Here is a 21,201-nt window from a genome sequence, read left to right on the forward strand (position 1 = left end):
CGACGAACGGGGGCGGCCGTGCGGCCGCCCCCGTTCGCCGGGCTCCCCGGCGTTATGCCGTGAAGCGCGGGAACGCGGAACGACCCGCGAACACCGCGGCGTCTCCGAGCTCCTCTTCGATCCTCAGAAGCTGATTGTACTTGGCCACCCGCTCGCTCCGGGCGGGCGCGCCAGCCTTGATCTGACCCGCGTTCGTCGCGACCACGAGGTCGGCGATCGTGGTGTCCTCGGTCTCGCCGGAGCGGTGCGACAGCATGGCCGTGTAGCCCGAGCGCTGCGCGAGGCTCACCGCGTCGAGCGTTTCGGTGAGCGTGCCGATCTGGTTGACCTTCACGAGCAGCGAGTTCGCGACGCCGCGCTTGATGCCGTCGGCCAGGCGCTGCGGGTTCGTGACGAACAGGTCGTCGCCGACGAGCTGCACCTTGGAGCCGAGTGCGTCGGTGAGGGTCTTCCAGTTGTCCCAGTCGTCCTCGGCGAGCGCGTCCTCGATGGTGACGATCGGGAAGTCGCGGACGAGGCCCTCGTAGTACTCGATGAGCTGGTCGGCCGACCAGTCCTTCTGGTCGAGGCGGTACACGCCGTCGTTGAAGAACTCGGTCGCGGCGACGTCGAGGCCGAGCGCGATGTCGGTGCCGGGAGTGAAGCCGGCCTTCTCGATCGCCTTCACGAGGAACTCGAGGCCCTCGCGGTTGCTGGGCAGATCGGGGGCGAAGCCGCCCTCGTCGCCGAGTCCGGTCGCGAAGCCCGCGGCCTTCAGCTCGCCCTTGAGGGTGTGGTAGACCTCGGTGCCCCAGCGGAGCGACTCCGAGTAGGTGTCGGCGCCGATCGGCGCGAGGAAGAACTCCTGCATGTCGATGCCGTTGTCGGCGTGCTCGCCGCCGTTGATGACGTTGAACAGCGGGACCGGCAGCACGTGGGCGTTCGGTCCGCCGAGGTAGCGGAACAGCGGCAGGTCGGCCGAGTCCGCGGCGGCCTTCGCGACGGCCAGCGACACGCCGAGGATGGCGTTCGCGCCGAGGCGGCTCTTGTTCTCGGTGCCGTCGGCCTCGATGAGCGCGGCGTCGACCAGGCGCTGGTCGGAGGCGTCGAGGTCTTCGATGGCGGGCCCGAGTTCGTCGATCACGGCGTCGACGGCCTTGAGCACGCCCTTGCCGAGGTAGCGGCTCTTGTCGCCGTCGCGCAGCTCGTACGCCTCGAAGGCTCCGGTCGATGCGCCCGAGGGCACCGCGGCCCGCGCGAGCGACCCGTCGTCGAGCAGGACCTCGACCTCGACGGTCGGGTTGCCGCGAGAATCCAGGATCTCGCGTGCGCCTACAGCTTCGATGAATGCCACAGTTCTCTCCTCTGTGCTGGAACGGCTTTCGGAAGACCCCGTCGTAATCCGCAGGCAAGTCTAGGGCGCCGGGCGGAACGCCGCGCACGCGCGTCAAGCCCCTCGCGGCCGACGGCACGTCGGCCTAGCATCGGCCGCGAAGCGGCGTGATCGCGCCGCCCGGATGATCGGAGGACGCCATGACCGACCGCCTGCCGCCCGAGGGCGAGTACACCGACGCGGAGATCCCGGGCGAGCCCGTGCCGGAGCCCCCACTGGTCGAGGGCGAGTACACCGACTCCGAGCTGCCGGTGTCCGCCGAGGTCCCGAAGGACGACGACGTGGACGTCGAGGAGACCGACGTCGAGTTCATCGAGGTCGAGGACCCCGGCATCGACCCGGCCGGTCCCGGCGACGGCGGAATGCGCCGCTGACCTGGGCGGAGCCGAGCTGAGCAGAGCTGGAGAGATCGGGCTTGCGATGTATGACCCGACGGCTGCGCTCGTGCACGGAACCGGACCTCCGTCAGGCGTGCTGACCGGGTGATTCGCGGCATGGGTGCCGTGGCGTACCGGCGCACACTCGGCTCGCCCCCCAGCTGGGGGGCATAGCCGGAATCGCGCGGTTCGCCGTCGGCAGTGGCACGATCCGGCCGATTCGGATATCAATCTCCTGTCGGATATCGTGATCGCCACTTGACTGATCGCGGCTCGCGTCCGCACTTCCGAACGGGGCAACGATGTCCGCACGCGCCTGCACCATTGTCGCGCGCAATTACCTCGCGCAGGCGGAGGTCCTGGTGGCCTCGTTCACCGCGCACAATCCGGACGTGCCGTTCTACACCCTCGTCATCGACGGGAACGAGGAGGAGCGGGTTCGGGCCGGAGTCGGGACAGTGGTCCTTCCCGCGGATCTCGGCTTGGAGCCTGAGACGCTCCATTCCATGATGGTGATGTACGACGTCATGGAGTTTGCGACCGCGCTCAAGCCGGCGATGCTCATGTGGCTGATCCGCCAGGGCGGCACGGCGGTCGCCTACTTCGATCCTGACATCCAGGTGTTCGCACCGCTGCATGATGTCTTCACGGATGCGGCGAGCCACGAGATTCTCCTGACCCCTCACGCACTCGATCCGATTCCGCGCGATGACCTGCAGCTCAACGAGCAGGTGATCATGCAGGCCGGAATCTATAATCTCGGGTTCATTGCGGTTGGGGGTGGGGGCTACCGTTTCCTGAGTTGGTGGCATGAGCGATTGAAGACCGAAGCCATCGTCGACGTCGCGAACGGCCTCTTCACCGACCAGCGATGGATCGACTGGGTTCCCTCACTCTTCGAACACCGGATCTCGCGCGATCGCGGATTGAACGCGGCGTACTGGAACCTCCATGAACGGCCGATCGCACTGCGCGACGGTGCGTACCACGCGGGTGCCGACGTGCTTCGCTTCTTCCATTTCAGTGGGTTCGATCCGGCCAAGCCATGGTTGCTCTCCAAGCACATGGGCGACCGACCTCGAATCATGCTCAGCGATCGGCCGGCACTGGCTGCTCTCTGCGCGGAGTATGGTTCCAGTCTCATGTCCGCGGGCCACGGCGAGCTCCGGGGGCTGCCGTATCGTCTCACCGCCCTGCCGAACGGGAGCCGCCTCAGTTCGGAGATGCGGCGCATCTACCGGGACATCAAGCTCGGGCGAATCCCCGCTCAGGACGATCCACCGGATCCGATCCTCGAATCCGACGCCTTCGTCGATTGGATGCTCCGGCCGGTTCTCGTCGGCGCAACCGCCACGTTCTCCGTCGCGGAGTACGGCCTCTGGCAGCATCGGGCCGATCTCCGCGCGGCGTTCCCCGACGTTCTGGGTATCGACGGGGCCCGGTACCTCTCGTGGGTGCGAGTCGATCCCGGTGCCCGAACCGTGCTCGCGCAGCTCGCGGGCGATGTCGCCACAGCCGTCACCTCACTCGTTGCAGAGGGCGAGTCTGCCGAGCCGCCGGCTCGTTCGTCGTTCGGGTGGAGCGTCGTTGCATACGCCGCATCGGAGCTCGGCGTCGGCGAGGCCGGTCGACGTATGCTCACCGCCCTTGAACAGTCGGGCGTGCCATCCGAACTCGTCGGGGTTCCGCTTCGGAACCTCTCACGTCAGCAACACCGTCCTTCGCGGCAGGTGCGCAGGGAACTCGCGTTCGAGAACGCCGTTGTCTGCGTGAACGCCGACCAAGTGCAGCAGCTCGATGCCGTGATGGGATTCGCGGACCTTCGCGGCTGGAGAACCGGATTGTGGTTCTGGGAACTCGAGGAGTTCCCCGACCACTTCAGGGGTGCGTTCGCACCCTTCGACGAGATCTGGGTTGCCAGCCGATTCACGCAGAAGGCAGTGCAGTCAAAGACCGAGAAGCCGGTCCGGCTCATCCCGCTTCCCATGGACCTTCCTACGGAACCGACGCGGTTCACCCGAAGGTCTGTAGGCCTTCCGGAGGACAAGCACGTCTTCCTGACCAATTTCGACTACCTCTCCGTGTACGAACGCAAGAACCCTCTCGGCGCGATCCGGGCGTACATCGACGCATTCAGCCCCGATGACGGAGCAGCGTTGGTCGTGAAGTCGATCAACGGTCACCAGCGTCCGCTCCACGCCGAGCATGTCCGTTCGGCAGCGCGCGGCCGGCCCGACATCCATTTCGTCGACGGGTATGTCACCGGCGCCGCTATGAAGGCCATGATCGAGCTGTCCGACGCATACGTCTCCCTCCATCGCGCGGAAGGATACGGGCTCAATATGGCTGACGCCATGGCCCGGGGTACGCCGGTCATCGCGACGGCATACTCGGGGAACATGGACTTCATGGACTCGAGCACCGCGGAGTTGATCGACTTCGAACTCGTCCCCGTCGGCCCGAACGCTGAACCGTATGACCCGCGCGCAGTGTGGGCGCAGGCCGATTCCGAGGCCGCAAGCGCCTCGATGCGGCGCCTGTTCGAGGATCGGGTCGGCGCGGCGGCACTCGCGGGCAGAGCTGCAGCGCACGTGCAGCACTACTTCTCGCACGAGAGAGTCGGACGGCAGGTCGCGGCGCTCCTGCTGCCCGGCCTTCGAGAACATGGATGGACCTGAGCATGCACCTACTCGTCATCGGAGATGTCGGCGTCGTCGACGGGAGTCGCCACGTCGGCGATGAGGCTATGACCGAATCGCTCATCGAGCAGCTCTCAGCACACGCGGATTATCGGTTCACCGTCATCTCCGCCAACCCGGCGGAGACCGCAGCCGCATACGGAGTCGCGGCCATTCCCGCGCCCGGTTTCGCGGCCACCGACACCGAGGCCGAACGGCAGGATCGCATCACGGCGATCCTTGATGCGGCACGCGGGTATTCGACGGCTCTCCCCCACGCCGACCCGGCCTGGCACGCGATCCGCGCCACGGCGTCATGCGATGCCGTCGTGATCGCCGGCGGAGGGAATCTGTCATCCGTCTGGCCCGACAAGGTCGCCGAGCGCGTGATGCTCGGCCGGCTCGCCGAGCTGTTCGGAAAGCCGCTGTTCGTCTCAGGTCAGACGATCGGTCCGACCCTGACGAGCCTCCACGGCGAGCAACTCGCGCACCTGCTGAACGGTGCGGAACTCGTGGGGGTGCGGGAGCGGCATTCGCTGGAGATCACACGCCGACTCGGAGTGCCGGCGGACAAGGTCCGTCTGACGATCGACGATGCGGCGGCGCTCGGGTCACCTTCCGCCGACGAGCTCGCGCAATGGCGTCCGACCTCCGCATACTGCCTCGCCACCTTCGCACCCCACACCGGCATCGCCGACCGTGAGCAGTTCATCCGCTCCGTTGCCGCCTTGCTCGACCACGCGGCCGAACGCACGGGCGCCGAGATCGTCTTGCTGCCACACGTCGGACCGGTCGACGCAAGCGTCGGCGTGGAGGGCGACGGTGCGTTGCACGCCGAGATCGTCGAACGCATGACCAGGCCCGCACGGATGCTGCCCGTACTCTCGAACCGGGTCTCGGCCGAACTGGCACGGGGTGCCACGGTCTCGATCTCGAGTCGGTACCATCCCGCGGTCTTCGCGGCCGGAGGCGGGGTTCCTGCACTCGCGATCTCCGTCGACGAATACACGGATGTGAAGCTCGAGGGCGCGCTGGATGCCTTCGGCAACGCCGCTTATGTGTTCCCTGTTGCCTCTCTCATCCTCGGCGACGTCGTCACCGGCTTCGACCTGCTGTGGGACGGCCGCGACGACCACAGCCGAGGCGGCGACGCAGCGACCGCGCGGATCCAAGAGAACCTCGAGTGGTGGCGGGAGCTGCACGCGACGATCATGCGGTCGCCGTCTTCCCCCGCGAGTTGGTCGGAACCCGCGCGCCGGACACCGCTGCTGCCGGATCTGGCGGAGCGGGTCGGTGGTCTGAGGGCGTTGCAGGCTTCACTCAGTCGTCGGTTCGCCGCCGAGATCATCGGCGCGCGCGACCGCGATGCCGATCTGGCCGCAGCGAACCTGCGCGCAGTGCAATTCGAGTCCGAGATCGGTCAAGCGGCGGCCGAACGTGAGGCCGCGCTCCGGCGTGTCGGAGAAATCGAATCAGCCCTGCACGCGGCTCACGCACTCATGGCGAAGCTCGCAGAACCAGCCTTCGACTTCGCGTTGAGAAGTCGAGAAGACGAGCTTCGAGCGCTACGTGCGACGAAGACGTTCCGATGGTCGGCCGCCCCTCGCCGAGCGTATGGCTCAGTGCTCAACCGCGTGCAACAACGCCGCGCCGCCGAGAATGGGCGGGACGGGGGTTCCAGGCCGGCGATCGAGTGACGAGGGCGCCAGCAGAGCACGGATCTCGGATCCCCCAGGTCCCCTCCCCCTCGGTGCCACAGCGACCGCGATATCGTCCCGACCTGGACGGTCTGCGCGGCCTGGCGATTCTCCTCGTGGTGGTCGGGCATGTCTGGTTCGCGCGAGTATCGGGCGGAGTGGATGCATTCCTGCTCCTCTCCGGCTTCCTGGTCGGAGCGTCCACACTCGCCAACGTCGCTGACGGCCGCTTCCGTATCGGCGGATTCGCGCGACGGATCGCCGGGCGCCTCCTGCCTGTCATCATCCCCGTGGTCGCGACGATCCTGATCGTCGGCGCCATGGTCTATCCGCCGACTCGGTGGAGCGATCTCGCCGCCCAGTCGATCTCATCGCTGACGTTCACGCAGAACTGGTGGCTTGCGATCGAGGGCACGAGCTACGGCGGGGCGGACGTTACGGTCAGCCCGTTCCAGCACTTGTGGTCGCTCTCCGTGCAGGCGCAGCTCTACACCGGCTTCGCCGCTCTGATGATGCTCGTCGGTGCAGCCACTCGCCCGCGGTCACGCGCTGCGCGAACCCGAGTGCTGTCGATCGCAGTCGTGATACTTCTCGCAGCCTCGTTCGCATACGCCGTCGTCATCGGGCAACTCAACCAGGCTTGGGCGTACTATGACACGTTCGCGCGCGCTTGGGAGTTCCTGCTCGGTATCGTGATCGCCCGTGCGGTGACCGTGGTGCGACTCCCCCACGTCGTGCGCACCGTGTCTGGATGGGGCGGCGCGGCAGCACTCGTCGCAACGATCGTGCTCGTGAACGGAGCCGCGACCTTCCCCGGCCCCGCGGCCCTACTCCCGGTAGGGGGTGCCGCGCTCGTAATCCTCGCCGGTGAGACACCCACGCGAACGGGTGTGGATCGCCTGCTGGCGAGCGGACCGGCTCGAACGGTCGGCCGGTATGCGTTCAGCCTCTACGCGTGGCACTGGGTCGTGCTGGTGCTCGTGGTGCTCATTACCGCGGACTCCGCGATCGGCGTCGTCCAAGGGGCGGCAATCGTCGCGGCTTCGATGGTGCTCGCGGTTCTCTCGCAGCGCTTCATCGAGCGCCCCTCCCAGCAGTCGCCTCCATCACTCCGCCGGTCGCTCGCCATGGGTGTCGTCGTGGCACTCGCGATCACCGGATCGGTCGGCTGGCTGCTCCATTCCGCGCGGCTTGCGACCGACTCCGGTTCGTTGAGCCAGGCCGCGGACGGCTCGAACGAACCTGGAGCAACGGCTGTTGCCGGGGGTGGGCTCGAAGCACCCTCGACCCTGCCGACGGATATCCTGCTCGCGGCGGCTCACGATGTCCCCGCGGTGTACGCAGACGATTGTATTGCGCGTGATCGCGACATCGTGGAATGCGAGTACGGTGACCCCGACTCGGACCGAGTTCTCGCGCTGGTCGGAGGATCGCACTCGGGACAGTGGTTCTCTGCGCTGGCGGAGATCGCCGCAGCGCGCGGATTCCTGCTCCGCACCTACCTCCGCGACGAGTGCTATTTCGGCGAGCCTGGCATGGATCTGTACCTCAGCGACGATTGTGACGCGTGGAACCATGCGGTCGCCGACCGTCTCGCGGAACGGGAGCACATGGTGTTCACCACCGCCACCCGGCCGAACCGTTCCGGGTCCGGGGCGATCGAGTGGGTTCCCGACGGCTATCAGGAGTCCTGGCGTCGTCTCGCCGACGCGGGTGTGCACACGATCGCGATCCGGGACACTCCGTGGCTCGATCATGACCCGATCGATTGCCTGGCCGATGGCGGAGACTCGATCACGTGCGGCGTGCCGCGCGAGATCGAGCTGCTTCCGACGAATCCCGCCGCATCCGTTTCGCTTCCCGACGTCACCCACGTCGATCTCAACGACTTCATCTGCCCCGACGACTTCTGCCCGGCGATCATCGGCGGCACGCCCGTGTATCGCGACCCCAACCATCTCACTGCGCGCTACGCCGCCTCGATCTCGCCGATGCTGGACATCCGGCTCGGCGAGGCGACCGGGTGGTGGTGAGCATGGCCGTTCATGGCATCCGCCCAGGCTCCGCCCGAGACGAGCCCATTCACCGAGGAGTCCCGACGTGATCACCACCACTCCGACCACATTCGACGGCCATACGGCGAAGACGACGCTCTCCATCGATGGCCGAGCCTTCGACCTGCAATACCGTGCACACAACAAGTTGCGGCCGCCGAGGAACTGGGGCGACGTCTGGCTGCCCCTCGCACTGTTCCCTGCGATGCGATTGCAGCGACGACTCCGGTTGGGCGACCCCGTTTCGCCGCGCCTGTCGAGGTCGATGAAGAGCCTGCAAGGGCTCCTGCATGAGTGGTATCCCGAGTTTCGTTCCATCGCGGTCGAGCACCCGGCTGGCACCGTTCGCGTGAGCAGGCGCCGCCGGGTCGCGCAGTTCTTCACCGGCGGGGTCGACTCATTCTCCACGCTTCGAGCGAATCCCGATGTCGAGGTCCTCGTCTACGGACATGACCTCGTTCACGACGTCGAGGCGGTTCGTGAACGCATCTCGAGCCATCTCGCGCGCGCGGCCCACGACACGGGACGCGAGCTGCTCGAGATCGACATGGACGTCCGCCGAATGCTCGATGAGTTCGGTGAGTGGGGTGGACAGACGCATGGGGCGGTGCTGGCCTCGATCGGCGCGCTCGCCGGACGAACCGTCGGCGACATCCTGATCCCTTCCACCCACTCGTACTCATCTCCTGAGCCATGGGGATCGCATCCGATGCTCGATCACTTGTGGACTTCGGACCAGCTCGCCGTCGTCCACGACGGAGCCGAACTGTCGCGGTTCGAGAAGATCCGCCTGCTCGATGCGACGGCGCTCCGATACCTGCGCGTCTGCTGGCAGACGACAACGACGATCAACTGCTCTGAGTGCGAGAAGTGCGTACGGACGATGACTTCGCTCGAGATCCTCGGTCGTCTTGACGAAGCGACGACGTTCCGCGCGCCATTGCCGCTCAGTCGGCTCCGCACGCTCGATATCCGGAACGCGAGCGATCGCGCCTTCACCATCGAGAACCTCGAGGCGGCCGCTCGGGCTGGTCGCGGGGACATCGTGGACGCGCTCCGGAGCGCCTTGGCTGGTTGACCGCCGTCGGATCGCAGCCGTGCGGTAGGGGGAGCCGTGTTCGCCGCCGGATCAGGCTCCGAGTTCGCGGAATGCCAGGCTCGAGGCATCCGTCGCGTCGGCGGTGACCGGCGCGAACGCGTCGAAGCCGTCGGCGGTGACGCGGTCGAGCAGCGCCCGGAAGTTCTTCACGCGGCGTTCCAGCCGCACCCTGGCGCCGGATGCCACGAGCTCGGCCTTGAGCGCGAGCAGCGCGCCCTGCGGGACGTCGGCGTCGTAGACGAGCACGACGGCGCGGGGCCGATCGGCGGCCGAGGCGCCGATGAGGTCGACGATCCGCTCGAACCCGATCGAGAACCCGCACGCGGGAACCTCGCGGCCGAGGAACCGGCCGATCATCCCGTCGTACCGGCCGCCGCCGCCGAGCGAGTAGCCGAAGTCGGGGTGGGCGATCTCGAAGATCGTGCCGGTGTAGTAGCCCATGCCGCGCACCAGGGTCGGGTCGAACTCGATCGCCGCCCCGGGCAGGGCGGTACGGAGCGCGAGCAGGTCGCGGTACGCGTCGAGGTCGAGCCACGACGGCGGCGGCACGACCCCGTCGTGCAAGTGCCAGTCGGCGTTCGCGAGCGCCACGAGCTCGGCCGCGACATCCGCCGACCCGCCGACGATGCCGAGCTCCCGCAGTTCGCGGGCCACGCCCTCCGGGCCGATCTTGTCGAGCTTGTCGATGGTGATGAGCGCGCGCTCCCGCAGGTCGTCGGCGACGCCCCATGACGCGAGCACCCCCGCGAGGATGCGCCGGTCGTTGAGGCGGATCGTGCAGCCGGTGAGCCCGAGCTCGTCGAGGGCGGCGACGGTCGCGGTGAGCAGCTCGAGTTCGGCGAGCGGCCCCGCCTCGCCGATGATGTCGATGTCGCACTGCACGAATTGCCGGTATCGGCCCTTCTGCGGGCGCTCGGCGCGCCAGACCGGCGCGATCTGGATCGCCCGGAAGACCGGAGGGAGCTCGGCCTGGTGCGTGGCGTAGAACCGCGCCAGCGGCACGGTGAGGTCGTATCGCAGGCCGAGGTCCGCGAGCGAGAGCGCGTCGCCGGAGGCCGCCGCCGCCGCGAGGTCGTCGCCCGTGAGCCCTCGCTTCATGACCGCGAACGCGAGCTTCTCGTTGTCGCCGCCGAGCCCGGCGTGCAGGCGCGAGGCGTCCTCCATCACCGGCGTCTCGATCTCGTCGAAGCCGTGCGACGCGTACACGCGGCGGATGACGCCGAGCGCGTGCTCGCGACGGGCCTTCTCGGCGGGCAGGAAGTCGCGCATGCCGCGCGGGGGCGTGACGGAAGCGGCCATGCGCTCCATTCTTCCAGTCCGCGGCGTGCACCCGATTCCGCAGGGCTTCCCACCCTCGCATCCGGGGGCGAGCCCCACTGCGGAGACGGCGTCGCGATCCGTACGCTCGCCGGGTCCACCGAATCGAACGGAGCCGCCTGCCGTGTCCGAGATCGACCTCGCGCGCCTCGCGTTCGCGCTCAGTGCCGCGCTGCACTGGGTGTTCGTCATCGTGACGCTCGGCCTCGTGCCCATCGTCGCGACGCTGCACACGGTCGCCGTGGCGACCGGGAACCCGCGCACCGAGCAGCTCACGCGACACCTCGGCCAGGTGTACCTCATCAACTACGCGACGGGCATCGTCTCGGGCCTCGTGATGGAGTTCCAGATCGGCATGAACTGGTCGGGGCTCGGCGAGGTGACCGGCAACGTGTTCGGGGCGCCGCTCGCGATCGAGACGATCGTCGCCTTCTTCGCCGAGGCCACGTTCCTCGGCCTGTGGATCTTCGGCTGGCGCGTCCTCCCGCGCTGGCTGCACGTCGCACTCATCTGGCTGGTCGTCGCGACCGCGTACCTCTCGGCGTTCTGGGTCCTGGTGGCCAACGGGTTCATGCACAACCCCGTCGGCTTCGAACTGCGCGACGGCGTGGCGGTGCTCACCGACTTCGGCGCGGTGCTCGCCAACCGCAGCACCTGGCTCGCCCTCGCGCATATCGTCGGCGCCGCCGGCTGGGTGGGCGGTTTCGTCGTCGCCGGCATCGGGGCGAGGATGCTGCTGCGCGACCGGGCGGATGCCTCGGGCCGCACGCTCGTGCGCATCGGCATCCCGATCGTGGCGGTGGCGGCACCGCTGCTCGTCGTCGCGGGCGGCATGCAGTTCCCCTTCGCACGCACCTCGGACGCATCGGTCGAGTTCGCGGCCTCGCCGGGGTGGGCCGACGTGCTCCTCGGCGTCATGGCCCTGTTCGGCGTGCTGACCACGCTCGCGACCTGGTTCGCGATGCTGCCGCTGCTGATCCGCACGGCGGTCGCGAGGGTGCGCCCGCTGCTGCACCTGATGGTGTGGATGATGCCCGTGCCCGTGCTCGTCGCCGTGTGCGGCTGGATCGTGCGGGAGACCGCGCGCCAGCCGTGGGCGGTGGCCGGAGTGGTCACCGTCGAGGACGCCGCGACGACGCTCCCGGTCGGCATGCTGGCCGCCTTCGGCGTCGCGACCGTCGCGGTCACGGCGACCCTGCTGGTCGTCGACTGGTCGCTCATCGCCCGCACGATCGCGCGGGGGCCCGAGGCATCCGCCCTCGGGGCCGGGCCCGCCGCCGACGTCGGAGCGCCCGTCGTGGCGCAGGAGGTGAGGTACTGATGGATGCCGCGCTCATCGCGGTGCAGGCGACGCTCGCCGTGCTCCTCGCCGGCTACCTCGTGGTCGAGGGCGGCGTCATCGGGGCAGGCATGCGGGCCTGGCCGGCACGCACGACCGCGAGCACCACCGCGCGCACGACGGCCGCGGCTCCCGCGCATCCCGGCACCGGCATCGGCGTCGGGTTCCTCCTGTCGGAGGCGTGGACCGTCGCGGTCATCGGCCTCCTCGCCGGCGCGTTCACGGCATACGAGGCCGGGCTGCTCGTCGGTGCGTACCCGTTCGCCGCGGCGTACCTCGTCGCCTGGCTCGTGCGCGACGGGGCGCTCTGGTTCGGGCCGCGCCGCGCGTCGGCCCGCTGGGCGCGCACGTGGTCGAGGCTGCTCGCTGCCTCGAGCGCCGTGATGGCCTCGGCATCCGGTGCCCTGCTCGGCGCGGCCGTCGCCGTCGCTCCCGCCGGACATCACGTCGAGGCCGGTGCCGCGATCGCCTCGCCGCTCGTCTGGCTCGGCGCGATCACGGCGCCGGTGCTGATGCGGCTGCTCGGAAGCGCCGATGCCTCCCGCACCCGGACCGCCGCGACGATCGCGGCCGCCGGGTTCGCCGTCGCGCTCGTCGCCGTCGGCAGCCCGGTGCTCACGGGCCTGGCCTCGGATCCGGCGACGCTCGCCGTGATCGCGGCGGCCGGCCTGCCGGTGCTGGTGCCCGTGATCGCCGTGCAATTCGCGTGGTGGTTGCGGAGCCGCTCGCCGTCCCCGTTCTTCACGTGGCCGTCGCCTGCTGCGGCGGCGCCTGTGCCTGCGGCTGCGCCGGCGGCGTGAGCTCGGCTCAGCCGGCTGCGGCCTCGACGCCCCGCACCCGGTCGCCGAATCCGCGGATCGCGCCGCGAAGCGCACGCTCGGGGTCGAGGCCGCGCGCACGCGCGGCCGCGACGATCGCGAACAGCTCGGCCCCCAACTCCTCCTCGTCGGCGAGTCGAGCGACGAGGGCCTCCGCCGTCGGCGAGGCATCCGGGGCGACATCCGCCTTCTCGGCCTTGCCGATGACCTTGTCGGCCAGCGCCAACGCGGGCATGCCGGCCGGCACGCCGTCGAGCACGCTCGTGCGGTGCGGCTTCTCGCTCGCCTTGAGGTCCTCCCAGAACGCGACGACGTCGGCCGCGGTCTCGGCCTCGCGGTCGCCGAAGACGTGCGGATGCCGCGACACCATCTTCGCCGTCATGTGACGTGCCACGTCGTCGATGTCGAAGTGCTCCCCCGGCGTGTGGGCGGCGAGGTCGGCGTGGAACAGCACCTGGTACAGCACGTCGCCGAGCTCCTCGATCATCTCGGCGCGGTCACCCGACTCGATCGCCTCGACCAGCTCCCAGCACTCCTCGACCAGGTAGCGCACGAGGCTCTCATGGGTCTGCTCGGCATCCCAGGGGCATCCGCCGGGCGCGCGCAGCCGGGCGACCATCGCGACCAGCTCCTCGAGGCCCTCGTGCGTTCCCGACTCGGCGTGCTCGCTCATGCCGACAGCCTAGGCGCGGGCAGCCGGCTCAGTGGATCGCCGCGAGCGCGACGCCGACGACCAGGAACAACGATCCGAAGACCCGGTTGAGCACCGTCTGGCCGCGCACCGACCGGGTGACCCGTCGGAACGACCGCGCGGCGATCGCGAAGAACCCCCACATGACGGCGACGTCGACCGCGATCACGGTGGCCGCGACCATGAGGTACTGCGGCAGCAGCGGGGCATCCGTCCGGATGAACTGCGGCAGGAACGCGAGGAAGAAGACGATGGCCTTCGGGTTCAGCAGGTTGACCAGCAGGCCCCGCCGGAACAAAGACCACGCCGACTCCGTCGCGAGAGCCGTGGCCGCCGGCGACGTGGCCGGGCCACCGGGCGCCGCCGGATCATCGCCCGGCGCCGCCACCGGGCGCGCGAGGAACTGCCGGATGCCGAGGTAGACGAGGTACGCCGCACCGCCGTACCGGATGACGTCGAACAGCAGCGGCGAATTCGCGACCAGCACCCCGAGGCCGAGCGCCACGATCACGATGTGCACGACGAGGGCCGCCTGCTGGCCGAGGATCCCCCAGATCGAGCGCAACAGGCCGACGCCGAGCGCGTTGCGCATGGTGTTGATCGCACCCGCACCGGGCGTGAAGCTGATCACCACGCTCGCCGCGAGCAGGGCGAGCCAGAGGGGGACGGACACCAGACGATGATAGGTCGCCGCGCGACCGGGCCCGGCCGCCCGTTAGGATTCCATGAGGAGTGCCGGGAAGTCTGGTCGGCCGACGCCCGTCGTCGAACACGACTTCCGACGCGCCGAGCCGAGTGCCGAGCGCCGACGCCTGACAGGGGATCTGCATGCACCTGCTCCGTTCCGAACGACTCTCCGCCATCCTGCTGCTCATCGCGGCAGGGCTCGGCCTCCTCCTCGCGAACCTGTCATTCGGCCCCGAGCTGATCGACCTCAAGAACGCGCACATCGACCTGCACGCGATCGGGCTCGACCTCTCGGTCGGCCACTGGATCAGCGACGGCCTGCTCGCGGTCTTCTTCTTCATCGTCGCCGTCGAACTCAAGCGCGAGCTCGTGATCGGCGAACTCAACTCGTTGTCGAAGGCGCTGCTGCCGGCGATCGCCGCGATCGGCGGCGTGGTCGTGCCCGCGCTCATCTTCCTCGCCTTCACGTTCGGCACGGAGACGGCCAACGGCTGGCCGATCCCCACCGCGACCGACATCGCGTTCGCCCTCGGCATCCTGGCGGTGTTCGGCCGCTGGCTGCCCATGCGCGTGCGCGTGTTCCTGCTCGCGCTCGCCGTGATCGACGACCTCATCGCGATCCTGTTCATCGCGTTCTTCTTCACCGCCGACGCCGACCTCGCCTCGCTCGGGTTCGCGGCGATCGCGATCGCCCTGTTCGGCGCGGTCAGCCGCATCATGAAGCCCCGCTCGCCGTGGATCCTCGCGCGCAGGCCGCAGTGGCCGATCGTCCTCGTGCTGTGCGTGCTCGCGGTGCTCGCCTGGTACTTCGTCTACCAGTCGGGCGTGCACGCCACGATCGCGGGCGTCGCCCTCGGGTTCGTGATGTCGCGCCGCCCCGGCGGGCGCGCGGCGCACGCGCTCGAACCGTGGTCGAACGGCGTCATCCTGCCGCTGTTCGCCCTGTCGGCCGCGATGGTCGCGATCCCGCAGGTGCGTCCGAGCGAACTCGACCCGGCGTTCTGGGGCATCCTCGTCGGCCTGCCGGTCGGCAAGATCATCGGCATCACGCTCGTCGGCGTGCTCTCGGCGCTCGTCGTGCGGAAGAAATCGGGCACCCCGGCTCTCGGGTTCACCGACCTCCTCGTCGTCGGAGCCCTCGGCGGCGTGGGCTTCACGGTGTCGCTCCTCATGAACGAACTCGCGTTCGCCGCGCAGCGGGACGTCGCCGACGAGGGCACGCTCGCGGTACTCCTCGGGTCGGGCATCGCGATCGTGATCTCCGCGATCGCGGTCACGCTGCGCTCGAACTGGTATCGCACGCAGAAGCGCGCATCCAAGGGCGTCGGCGGCGCGTTCTCGCGCTGACGTCGCCATGGCACGATGGACGGGTGCCGACGAACGACCCTGCCAGCCGACACCTGACCGCCGAGCTCGCCCCCGTGCGCTACCGCGGGTTGCGGAAGGCGGTGCACTACGTCGTCCTCACCGCGGGCGAGGCGATGGGGCTCGGTGGCCCGTCCGTCGCCGACCTGGTCGTCCGGCGTCGTGACACCGACCTGCCGATCATCCGCACGAAGGCGGGCTCGCTCGACGTGGCGGATCGGCTGCTGCTCGCGGTGCGCGCCGACCTCGACCGGCTGAGCGTCGAGGAGTTCATCGCCGAGTGGGGTCACCTGCGCGACTGAGGCCTCGCCCGATCAGCGCACGGATGCCTCAGCCGTCGCGCCTCCCGCGCTTCCGTCGGCGGGCTGCTCGACCGGGAAGATCGCCGTCAGCAGCCGCGACACCCACTCGATGAGGTCGGCGTCGCCCGGCGCCTCGCCCCCCGGGGTCGGGAACGGCACGAGGATCACGTCGTTCTGCGCGAAGACCTTGGCGCCCGGGTAGAGGCGTTCGAGCCGCACGCGACGCGAGTCCGGGATCCTCGCCGGTGCGATCCGCAGCTTGGTGCCGGTCGCGATGAGGTCGCTGAGGCCGGCGACCTGCGCCTGGCGGCGCAGCCGCGACACCGACACGAGGTGCTGCACCGTCTCGGGAGGTTCGCCGTACCGGTCGACGAGCTCCTCGACGACGAGGTCGATCTGCCCGTCCTTCGCCGCGGGACCCGACGCCGCGGACAGCTTCTGGTAGGCCTCGAGCCGGAGCCGCTCGGACTCGATGTACTCCTCGGGGATGTGCGCGTCGACCGGCAGCTCGAGGCGCAGCTCGGTCTGCCCCTCGGCGACGTCGCCACGGAACGCCGACACGGCCTCGCCGATCATGCGCAGGTACAGGTCGAACCCGACACCGGCGATGTGGCCGGCCTGCTCGGCGCCGAGCAGGTTGCCGGCGCCGCGGATCTCGAGGTCCTTCAGCGCGATCTGCATGCCGCCGCCGAGCTCGTTGTTCGCCGCGATCGTCGAGAGGCGGTCGTGCGCCGTCTCCGACAGCGGCTTCGCCGGGTCGTAGAGGAAGTAGGCGTAGGCGCGCTCGCGCCCACGACCGACCCGGCCGCGGAGCTGGTGCAGCTGCGAGAGGCCGTACTTGTCGGCGCGGTCGATGATGATCGTGTTCGCGTTCGAGATGTCGAGGCCGGTCTCGATGATGGTCGTCGAGACGAGCACGTCGAACTTGCGCTCCCAGAAGTCGTTCACGATCTGCTCGAGCACGTGCTCGTTGAGCTGGCCGTGCGCCACCGCGATCCTGGCCTCGGGCACGAGCTCGGCGAGTTGCGCCGCCACCCGGTTGATCGACGAGACGCGGTTGTGCACGAAGAACACCTGGCCTTCGCGCAGCATCTCGCGCCGGATCGCGGCGCCGACCTGCTGCTCGGTGTAAGGCCCGACATAGGTGAGGATCGGATGCCGGTCCTCCGGCGGGGTCGCGAGCGTCGACATCTCGCGGATGCCGGTGACCGCCATCTCGAGCGTGCGCGGGATCGGCGTGGCACTCATCGCCAGGATGTCGACGTTCGTCTTCAGCTTCTTCAGCGCGTCCTTGTGCTCGACGCCGAACCGCTGCTCCTCGTCGATGATCATGAGCCCCAGGTCCTTGAAGACGACCTTCTCCGTGAGGATGCGGTGCGTGCCGATCACCATGTCGACGGTGCCGTCGACGAGGCCGGCGAGCGTCTCGCGCACCTCCCGGTCGGTCTGGAACCGGCTGAGGGGGCGCACGTGCACCGGGAACCCGGCGAACCGCTCGTTGAACGTCTCGAGGTGCTGCTTGGCGAGCAGGGTCGTGGGCACGAGCATCGCGACCTGCTTGCCGTCCTGGATGGCCTTGAACGCCGCGCGCACCGCGACCTCGGTCTTGCCGAAGCCGACGTCGCCCGCGAGCAACCGGTCCATCGGGATGGGCCGTTCCATGTCGGCCTTCACCTCGTCGATGGTCTGCAGCTGGTCGTGCGTCTCGGCGTAGGGGAACGCCTCCTCCAGCTCGTGCTGCCACGGCGTGTCCGGCCCGAACGCGTGCCCCTTCGACGCCATCCGCGCCGAGTACAGCTTCACGAGCTCGACGGCGATATCGCGCACGGCCTTGCGGGCGCGGCCCTTCGCCTGCGCCCAGTCACTGCCGCCCATCTTCGAGAGCGACGGAGCCTCGCCGCCGACGTACCGGCTGAGCAGGTCGAGCTGGTCCATCGGCACGAACAGTCGGTCGCCCGGCTGGCCGCGCTTGGACGGCGCGTACTCGATGACGAGGTATTCGCGCACCGCCGTCGGCTGCGCCGCGATGCCGGCGGTGCGGCTCGGACCCTTGGGCCGGGTGCCGGTCGCGACCTCGCGCTGCACCATCTCGACGAACCGGCCGATGCCGTGCGTCGAGTGCACGACGTGGTCGCCGGGCTTGAGCTGGAGCGGGTCGACGACGTTGCGGCGCCGAGCGGCGAGCTTCTTGCCCTGGCGGGCGTCGTAACCGGCGCTGCGACCGTAGAACTCGGCTTCGGCGATGAGCCCGAGCTTCGCCTCGGCGACCTCGTAGCCGCGCGAGGCGTCGGCCTGGACGAGGTACGCGACGCCGGGTTCGAGGTCGGCCGGCACCTCCTCGACGATGCGACCGGCGAGTCCGTGGTCGGCGAGCACGTCGCGTGCGCGTTCGACGAGCCCGATGCCGGCGGCGGCGAGCACGAGGCTCCAGCCGTCGCGCAGGCGATCGCCCACGTGCTGCACGGCGCCGTCGACGTTGCCCTGGAAGCTCGGCACCGTCGAAGCGCCGACGCGGACGTACGAGCCGTCGATGCCGCTGTCGGTCGCGGCGTCCTCAGCCGCCTCCCCGGCGTCGAACGCCGAGAAGGTCCACCACACGCGCTGCGGGTCCGCCTCGCCGGGAGCGCTGAACAGGGCGGCCTCGCGGAGGTCGCGGATGCTCAGGAAGTCGCCCGCGGCGAGGTCGATCGGGGCCTCGGCGCCCATCGTCGCGGCACTCCACGCCGCACCCAGGAACTCGCGGTTCGTCTCGGCGAGGCTCGCGGCACGGCCGGCGACGCGCTCGGGCTCGACGACGGCGACGGCCGCCTGCTCCGGCAGGTAGTGGGCGAGGGGCACCAGCCGGTCGAGCAGGGCGGGTGCCAGCGACTCCATGCCCTCGACCGGGATGCCCTCGCCGAGCTTCTCGAGCATGCCCGCGAGCGTGGGGAACTCGTGCTGCATCTCTCTCGCGCGCTGGCGCACCGCCGGGGTCAGCAGCAGTTCGCGGCTGGGCGAGAGGCGGACGTGCTCGATGCGCTCGGGCAGCGACCGCTGGTCGGCGACCGAGAACGCGCGGATCTCCTCGACCTCGTCGCCGAAGAAGTCGACCCGCACGGGGTGGTCGGCCGTCGGCGGGAAGACGTCGAGGATGCCGCCGCGCACCGCGAACTCGCCGCGGCGCGAGACCAGGTCGACGCGCGCGTACGCGAGGTCGACGAGCTGCTCGGCGATGCGCGCGAGGTCGTGCCCGCGGCCGCCGGGTGCGAGCACGATCGGCTCGAGGTCGGCGAGGTTGTCGGCGATCGGCTGAAGGGCTGCGCGAACCGACGCGACGATGACCAGCGGATGCCGCTCCCCCGCGCCCTGCGACCACTCGCGCATGCGGCGCAGCGCGTGCAGCCGGCGCCCGACCGTCTCGGCGGAGGGGCTCAGTCGCTCGTGCGGCAGGGTCTCCCACGCGGGGAACTCGACGAGCTCGGCGTCGGGCAGGTACGGCGCGATCGCGGCTCGCAGCGCCTCGCCCTCGCGGCTCGTCGGCGTCACGACGAGCACGGCGGGCGCGAGCCCGGCGTCGGCGCGGCGCTGCAGCAGGGCCGCGATCAGGGCCGGGTCGAACCCGGTCGGCACCGAGAAGTCGGCGTTGCGCTGCGCTTCGGCGAGGGCTCGATCGACCGTGGAGGCGCGCGAAAGCGCCGTGTTCAGACCCTGCAGACTCACCCGACGAGTCTACGCGGGGCCTCCGACACCGTCGCCCGCGCGACGCCTGCGCACGAGTCGCCGTGGGTGGGTGCCCGGTAGCATGGGCGCCGCGCACCCGAGCCCCTGGAGGTCCCCCGCATGATCATCGCCGCCGCCGACGGATCCGCGCTCGGCAACCCGGGGCCCGCGGGCTGGGCCTGGTTCGTCGACGAGGGATGCTGGGCCGCTGGCGGGTGGACCCGCGCGACCAACAACCAGGGGGAGTTGAAGGCGGTGCTCGAGCTGTTCCGGGCGACCGCGCACCTCGACGACGACCTGCTCGTGCAGTGCGACAGCCAGTACGTCATCAACTGCGTCACGAAGTGGATGCCCGGCTGGAAGCGCAAGGGCTGGCGCAAGGCCGACGGCAAGCCGGTGCTCAACCGCGACCTGCTCGAGGAGCTCGACGAGGCGATCGCCGGGCGCCGCTACCGGTTCGAATGGGTGCGCGGCCACGCGGGGCATCCGGCGAACGAGGCGGCCGACGAGCGGGCGCGCGCCGCCGCGACCGCGTACCAGCAGGGCGGTCGCGACATCCCGAGCGGCCCGGGGTGGACGGGGGCCTGCGAACCGGCGGATGCCCCCGCGAGCGCACCGGCCGAGGCATCCGCCCCGGCCGAGGCATCCGCGCCGGCGGAGGCATCCGCGCCTCCGGCATCCGCCTCGCCAGTGGCATCCGCATCGCCCGTGGCATCCGCCGCCGACGATCGCGCCGACGAGGACGCGACCCTGTTCGACTTCGACGACCCGGCCGCCGACTGGCGGTCGATGACGCTGGAACTCACGACCGAGGAGCACTCGCGCCTCGTCGAGCGCGCCCGCGAGGCCGGGCTCACCCCCGAGGAGTTCCTCCGCGGCCTGATCTGACCGACGCTTCCGGGCCCTCAGGCGACGCCGAGCCGGTCGAGCGCGTCCTGCACGATGGTGAGCCCCTCGAGCCCCGGCATCGCGCTGATCGAGTCGTCGACCTTGCGTGCCTGGCGACGGCCGGCGTCGCCGCTCATGAGCTGGGTCATCACGTGCTGCACCTCGGCCTTCGGCTGGATGCTCGACCCGACCGGCGCCCAGAACCGTTGCAGCGCGAAGCGCGTGACCTGCTGCGCCTTCCGGCTCTTCGCGAGCCTCGCCCTGGCCTGCGACGCATAGAACGCAACGTGCCGGGCCTCCTGCTTCGCGATGCGGCCCAGGAGTTCGGCGAGCACCGGATCGTGCTCGAGTTCGGCCATCCGCTGGTAGGCCGTGATGGCGCTCCACTCGTTGGCCGCGCCCCACGACATGTGCACGGCGATGAAGTCCTCGCCGACGAGAGCGCCCGCGATCGACTGCTTGACCGGGTCGAGGCGGTCGCGCCAGCCGAGCTTCAGCCGGTTCGCCTTGAGCGCGTCGTAGTCGACGGTGACGCCGTGCACGCCCAGCACCGCAGCGAGCGCCTCGCCGTGCCAGAACTCCTCGCGGTTCCACATCGTCATGAACGCGCCGACCTCGGCCTCGCGATGCGACGGCGTGGTGAGCAGGTCGCGGGTGTAGCAGACCGTGTGGTACTCGACGTCGGCCATGTAACGGAGCGTGCGCAGCGTCGCGGGCGGCAACGGATGCTCGCGGAAGTGGTCGAGGTCGAGGTCGTCCCAGTCGAGGCGCACGCTCGTGGCGGCGTACCGGTCGATGTCGAACGCCATGCGCACCTC

Annotated in this window: 16 protein-coding genes; 10 read left to right on the plus strand and 6 right to left on the minus strand. The window is 69.8% G+C overall.

The window, feature by feature from the left end; translation table 11 throughout:
- Positions 1 to 52: 52 nt before the first annotated feature.
- Entirely contained in the window at positions 53 to 1,333 is a 1,281-nt protein-coding gene (gene eno, locus ELQ40_RS12505; RefSeq protein WP_127793981.1) for a phosphopyruvate hydratase, read from the minus strand.
- 179 nt (positions 1,334 to 1,512) lie between these two features.
- Between eno and ELQ40_RS12510 the strand changes: the two genes are divergently transcribed.
- The 5 genes from ELQ40_RS12510 to ELQ40_RS12530 all read left to right on the plus strand — a co-directional run bounded on the left by ELQ40_RS12510 (position 1,513) and on the right by ELQ40_RS12530 (position 9,256).
- Positions 1,513 to 1,746 carry a hypothetical protein gene (locus ELQ40_RS12510; protein ID WP_127793982.1) on the plus strand — a complete coding sequence of 78 codons (234 nt, stop codon included), beginning with the start codon at positions 1,513 to 1,515 and terminating at the stop codon, positions 1,744 to 1,746.
- 305 nt (positions 1,747 to 2,051) lie between these two features.
- Entirely contained in the window at positions 2,052 to 4,427 is a 2,376-nt protein-coding gene (locus ELQ40_RS12515; protein WP_127793983.1) for a glycosyltransferase, read from the plus strand.
- Positions 4,418 to 6,124, plus strand: a complete 1,707-nt coding sequence (locus ELQ40_RS12520; protein WP_127793984.1) for a polysaccharide pyruvyl transferase family protein — start codon at positions 4,418 to 4,420, stop codon at positions 6,122 to 6,124. The genes ELQ40_RS12515 and ELQ40_RS12520 overlap by 10 nt, the downstream gene beginning before the upstream one ends.
- Entirely contained in the window at positions 6,016 to 8,157 is a 2,142-nt protein-coding gene (locus ELQ40_RS12525; protein ID WP_127793985.1) for an acyltransferase family protein, read from the plus strand. The genes ELQ40_RS12520 and ELQ40_RS12525 overlap by 109 nt, the downstream gene beginning before the upstream one ends.
- Before the next feature lie 67 nt (positions 8,158 to 8,224).
- Positions 8,225 to 9,256: a hypothetical protein gene (locus tag ELQ40_RS12530; protein ID WP_127793986.1), complete on the plus strand. Its 1,032-nt coding sequence runs from the start codon at positions 8,225 to 8,227 to the stop codon at positions 9,254 to 9,256.
- A 51-nt stretch (positions 9,257 to 9,307) separates the two neighbouring features.
- Here the strand turns inward: ELQ40_RS12530 and hisS are convergent, their stop codons facing one another.
- Positions 9,308 to 10,576: a histidine--tRNA ligase gene (hisS, locus tag ELQ40_RS12535; RefSeq protein ID WP_127793987.1), complete on the minus strand. Its 1,269-nt coding sequence runs from the start codon at positions 10,574 to 10,576 to the stop codon at positions 9,308 to 9,310.
- Between the two features lie 142 nt (positions 10,577 to 10,718).
- On the opposite strand from hisS, the gene ELQ40_RS12540 reads away from it, so the two are divergent.
- The gene (locus ELQ40_RS12540; RefSeq protein ID WP_127793988.1) at positions 10,719 to 11,915 is read left to right on the plus strand and encodes a cytochrome ubiquinol oxidase subunit I; all 1,197 of its coding nucleotides are present in this window, start codon (positions 10,719 to 10,721) and stop codon (positions 11,913 to 11,915) included.
- Complete coding sequence (locus ELQ40_RS12545) at positions 11,915 to 12,733, plus strand: cytochrome d ubiquinol oxidase subunit II (protein WP_127793989.1); 819 nt, start codon at positions 11,915 to 11,917, stop codon at positions 12,731 to 12,733. Before ELQ40_RS12540 ends, ELQ40_RS12545 begins: the two co-directional genes overlap by 1 nt.
- Positions 12,734 to 12,740: 7 nt before the next feature.
- Here the strand turns inward: ELQ40_RS12545 and ELQ40_RS12550 are convergent, their stop codons facing one another.
- Positions 12,741 to 13,424 (minus strand): YabN family protein, encoded by a 684-nt coding sequence (locus tag ELQ40_RS12550; protein ID WP_127793990.1) that lies wholly within the window; start codon positions 13,422 to 13,424, stop codon positions 12,741 to 12,743.
- A 28-nt stretch (positions 13,425 to 13,452) separates the two neighbouring features.
- Positions 13,453 to 14,115, minus strand: a complete 663-nt coding sequence (locus ELQ40_RS12555; RefSeq protein WP_127793991.1) for a LysE family transporter — start codon at positions 14,113 to 14,115, stop codon at positions 13,453 to 13,455.
- Positions 14,116 to 14,270: 155 nt separating this feature from the next.
- Between ELQ40_RS12555 and nhaA the strand changes: the two genes are divergently transcribed.
- Together nhaA and ELQ40_RS12565 are read left to right on the plus strand one after the other, a co-directional pair.
- A complete protein-coding gene (nhaA, locus tag ELQ40_RS12560) occupies positions 14,271 to 15,476 on the plus strand; it encodes a Na+/H+ antiporter NhaA (RefSeq protein ID WP_127793992.1) in 1,206 nt (401 codons plus the stop codon).
- Between the two features lie 23 nt (positions 15,477 to 15,499).
- Positions 15,500 to 15,796 (plus strand): hypothetical protein, encoded by a 297-nt coding sequence (locus ELQ40_RS12565; protein WP_127793993.1) that lies wholly within the window; start codon positions 15,500 to 15,502, stop codon positions 15,794 to 15,796.
- A 12-nt stretch (positions 15,797 to 15,808) separates the two neighbouring features.
- Here the strand turns inward: ELQ40_RS12565 and mfd are convergent, their stop codons facing one another.
- Positions 15,809 to 19,495, minus strand: coding sequence for a transcription-repair coupling factor (gene mfd / locus ELQ40_RS12570; RefSeq protein WP_127793994.1), 3,687 nt, complete (start codon positions 19,493 to 19,495; stop codon positions 15,809 to 15,811).
- Positions 19,496 to 19,615: 120 nt separating this feature from the next.
- Between mfd and ELQ40_RS12575 the strand changes: the two genes are divergently transcribed.
- Positions 19,616 to 20,383 (plus strand): RNase H family protein, encoded by a 768-nt coding sequence (locus tag ELQ40_RS12575; RefSeq protein ID WP_127793995.1) that lies wholly within the window; start codon positions 19,616 to 19,618, stop codon positions 20,381 to 20,383.
- Between the two features lie 17 nt (positions 20,384 to 20,400).
- Here ELQ40_RS12575 and ELQ40_RS12580 read toward each other — a convergent pair whose 3' ends face one another.
- The gene (locus tag ELQ40_RS12580) at positions 20,401 to 21,192 is read right to left on the minus strand and encodes a ferritin-like domain-containing protein (RefSeq protein ID WP_127793996.1); all 792 of its coding nucleotides are present in this window, start codon (positions 21,190 to 21,192) and stop codon (positions 20,401 to 20,403) included.
- Between the last annotated feature and the right edge of the window lie 9 nt (positions 21,193 to 21,201).

It is taken from the genome of Agromyces sp. LHK192 (assembly GCF_004006235.1).
Taxonomy (GTDB): domain Bacteria; phylum Actinomycetota; class Actinomycetes; order Actinomycetales; family Microbacteriaceae; genus Agromyces.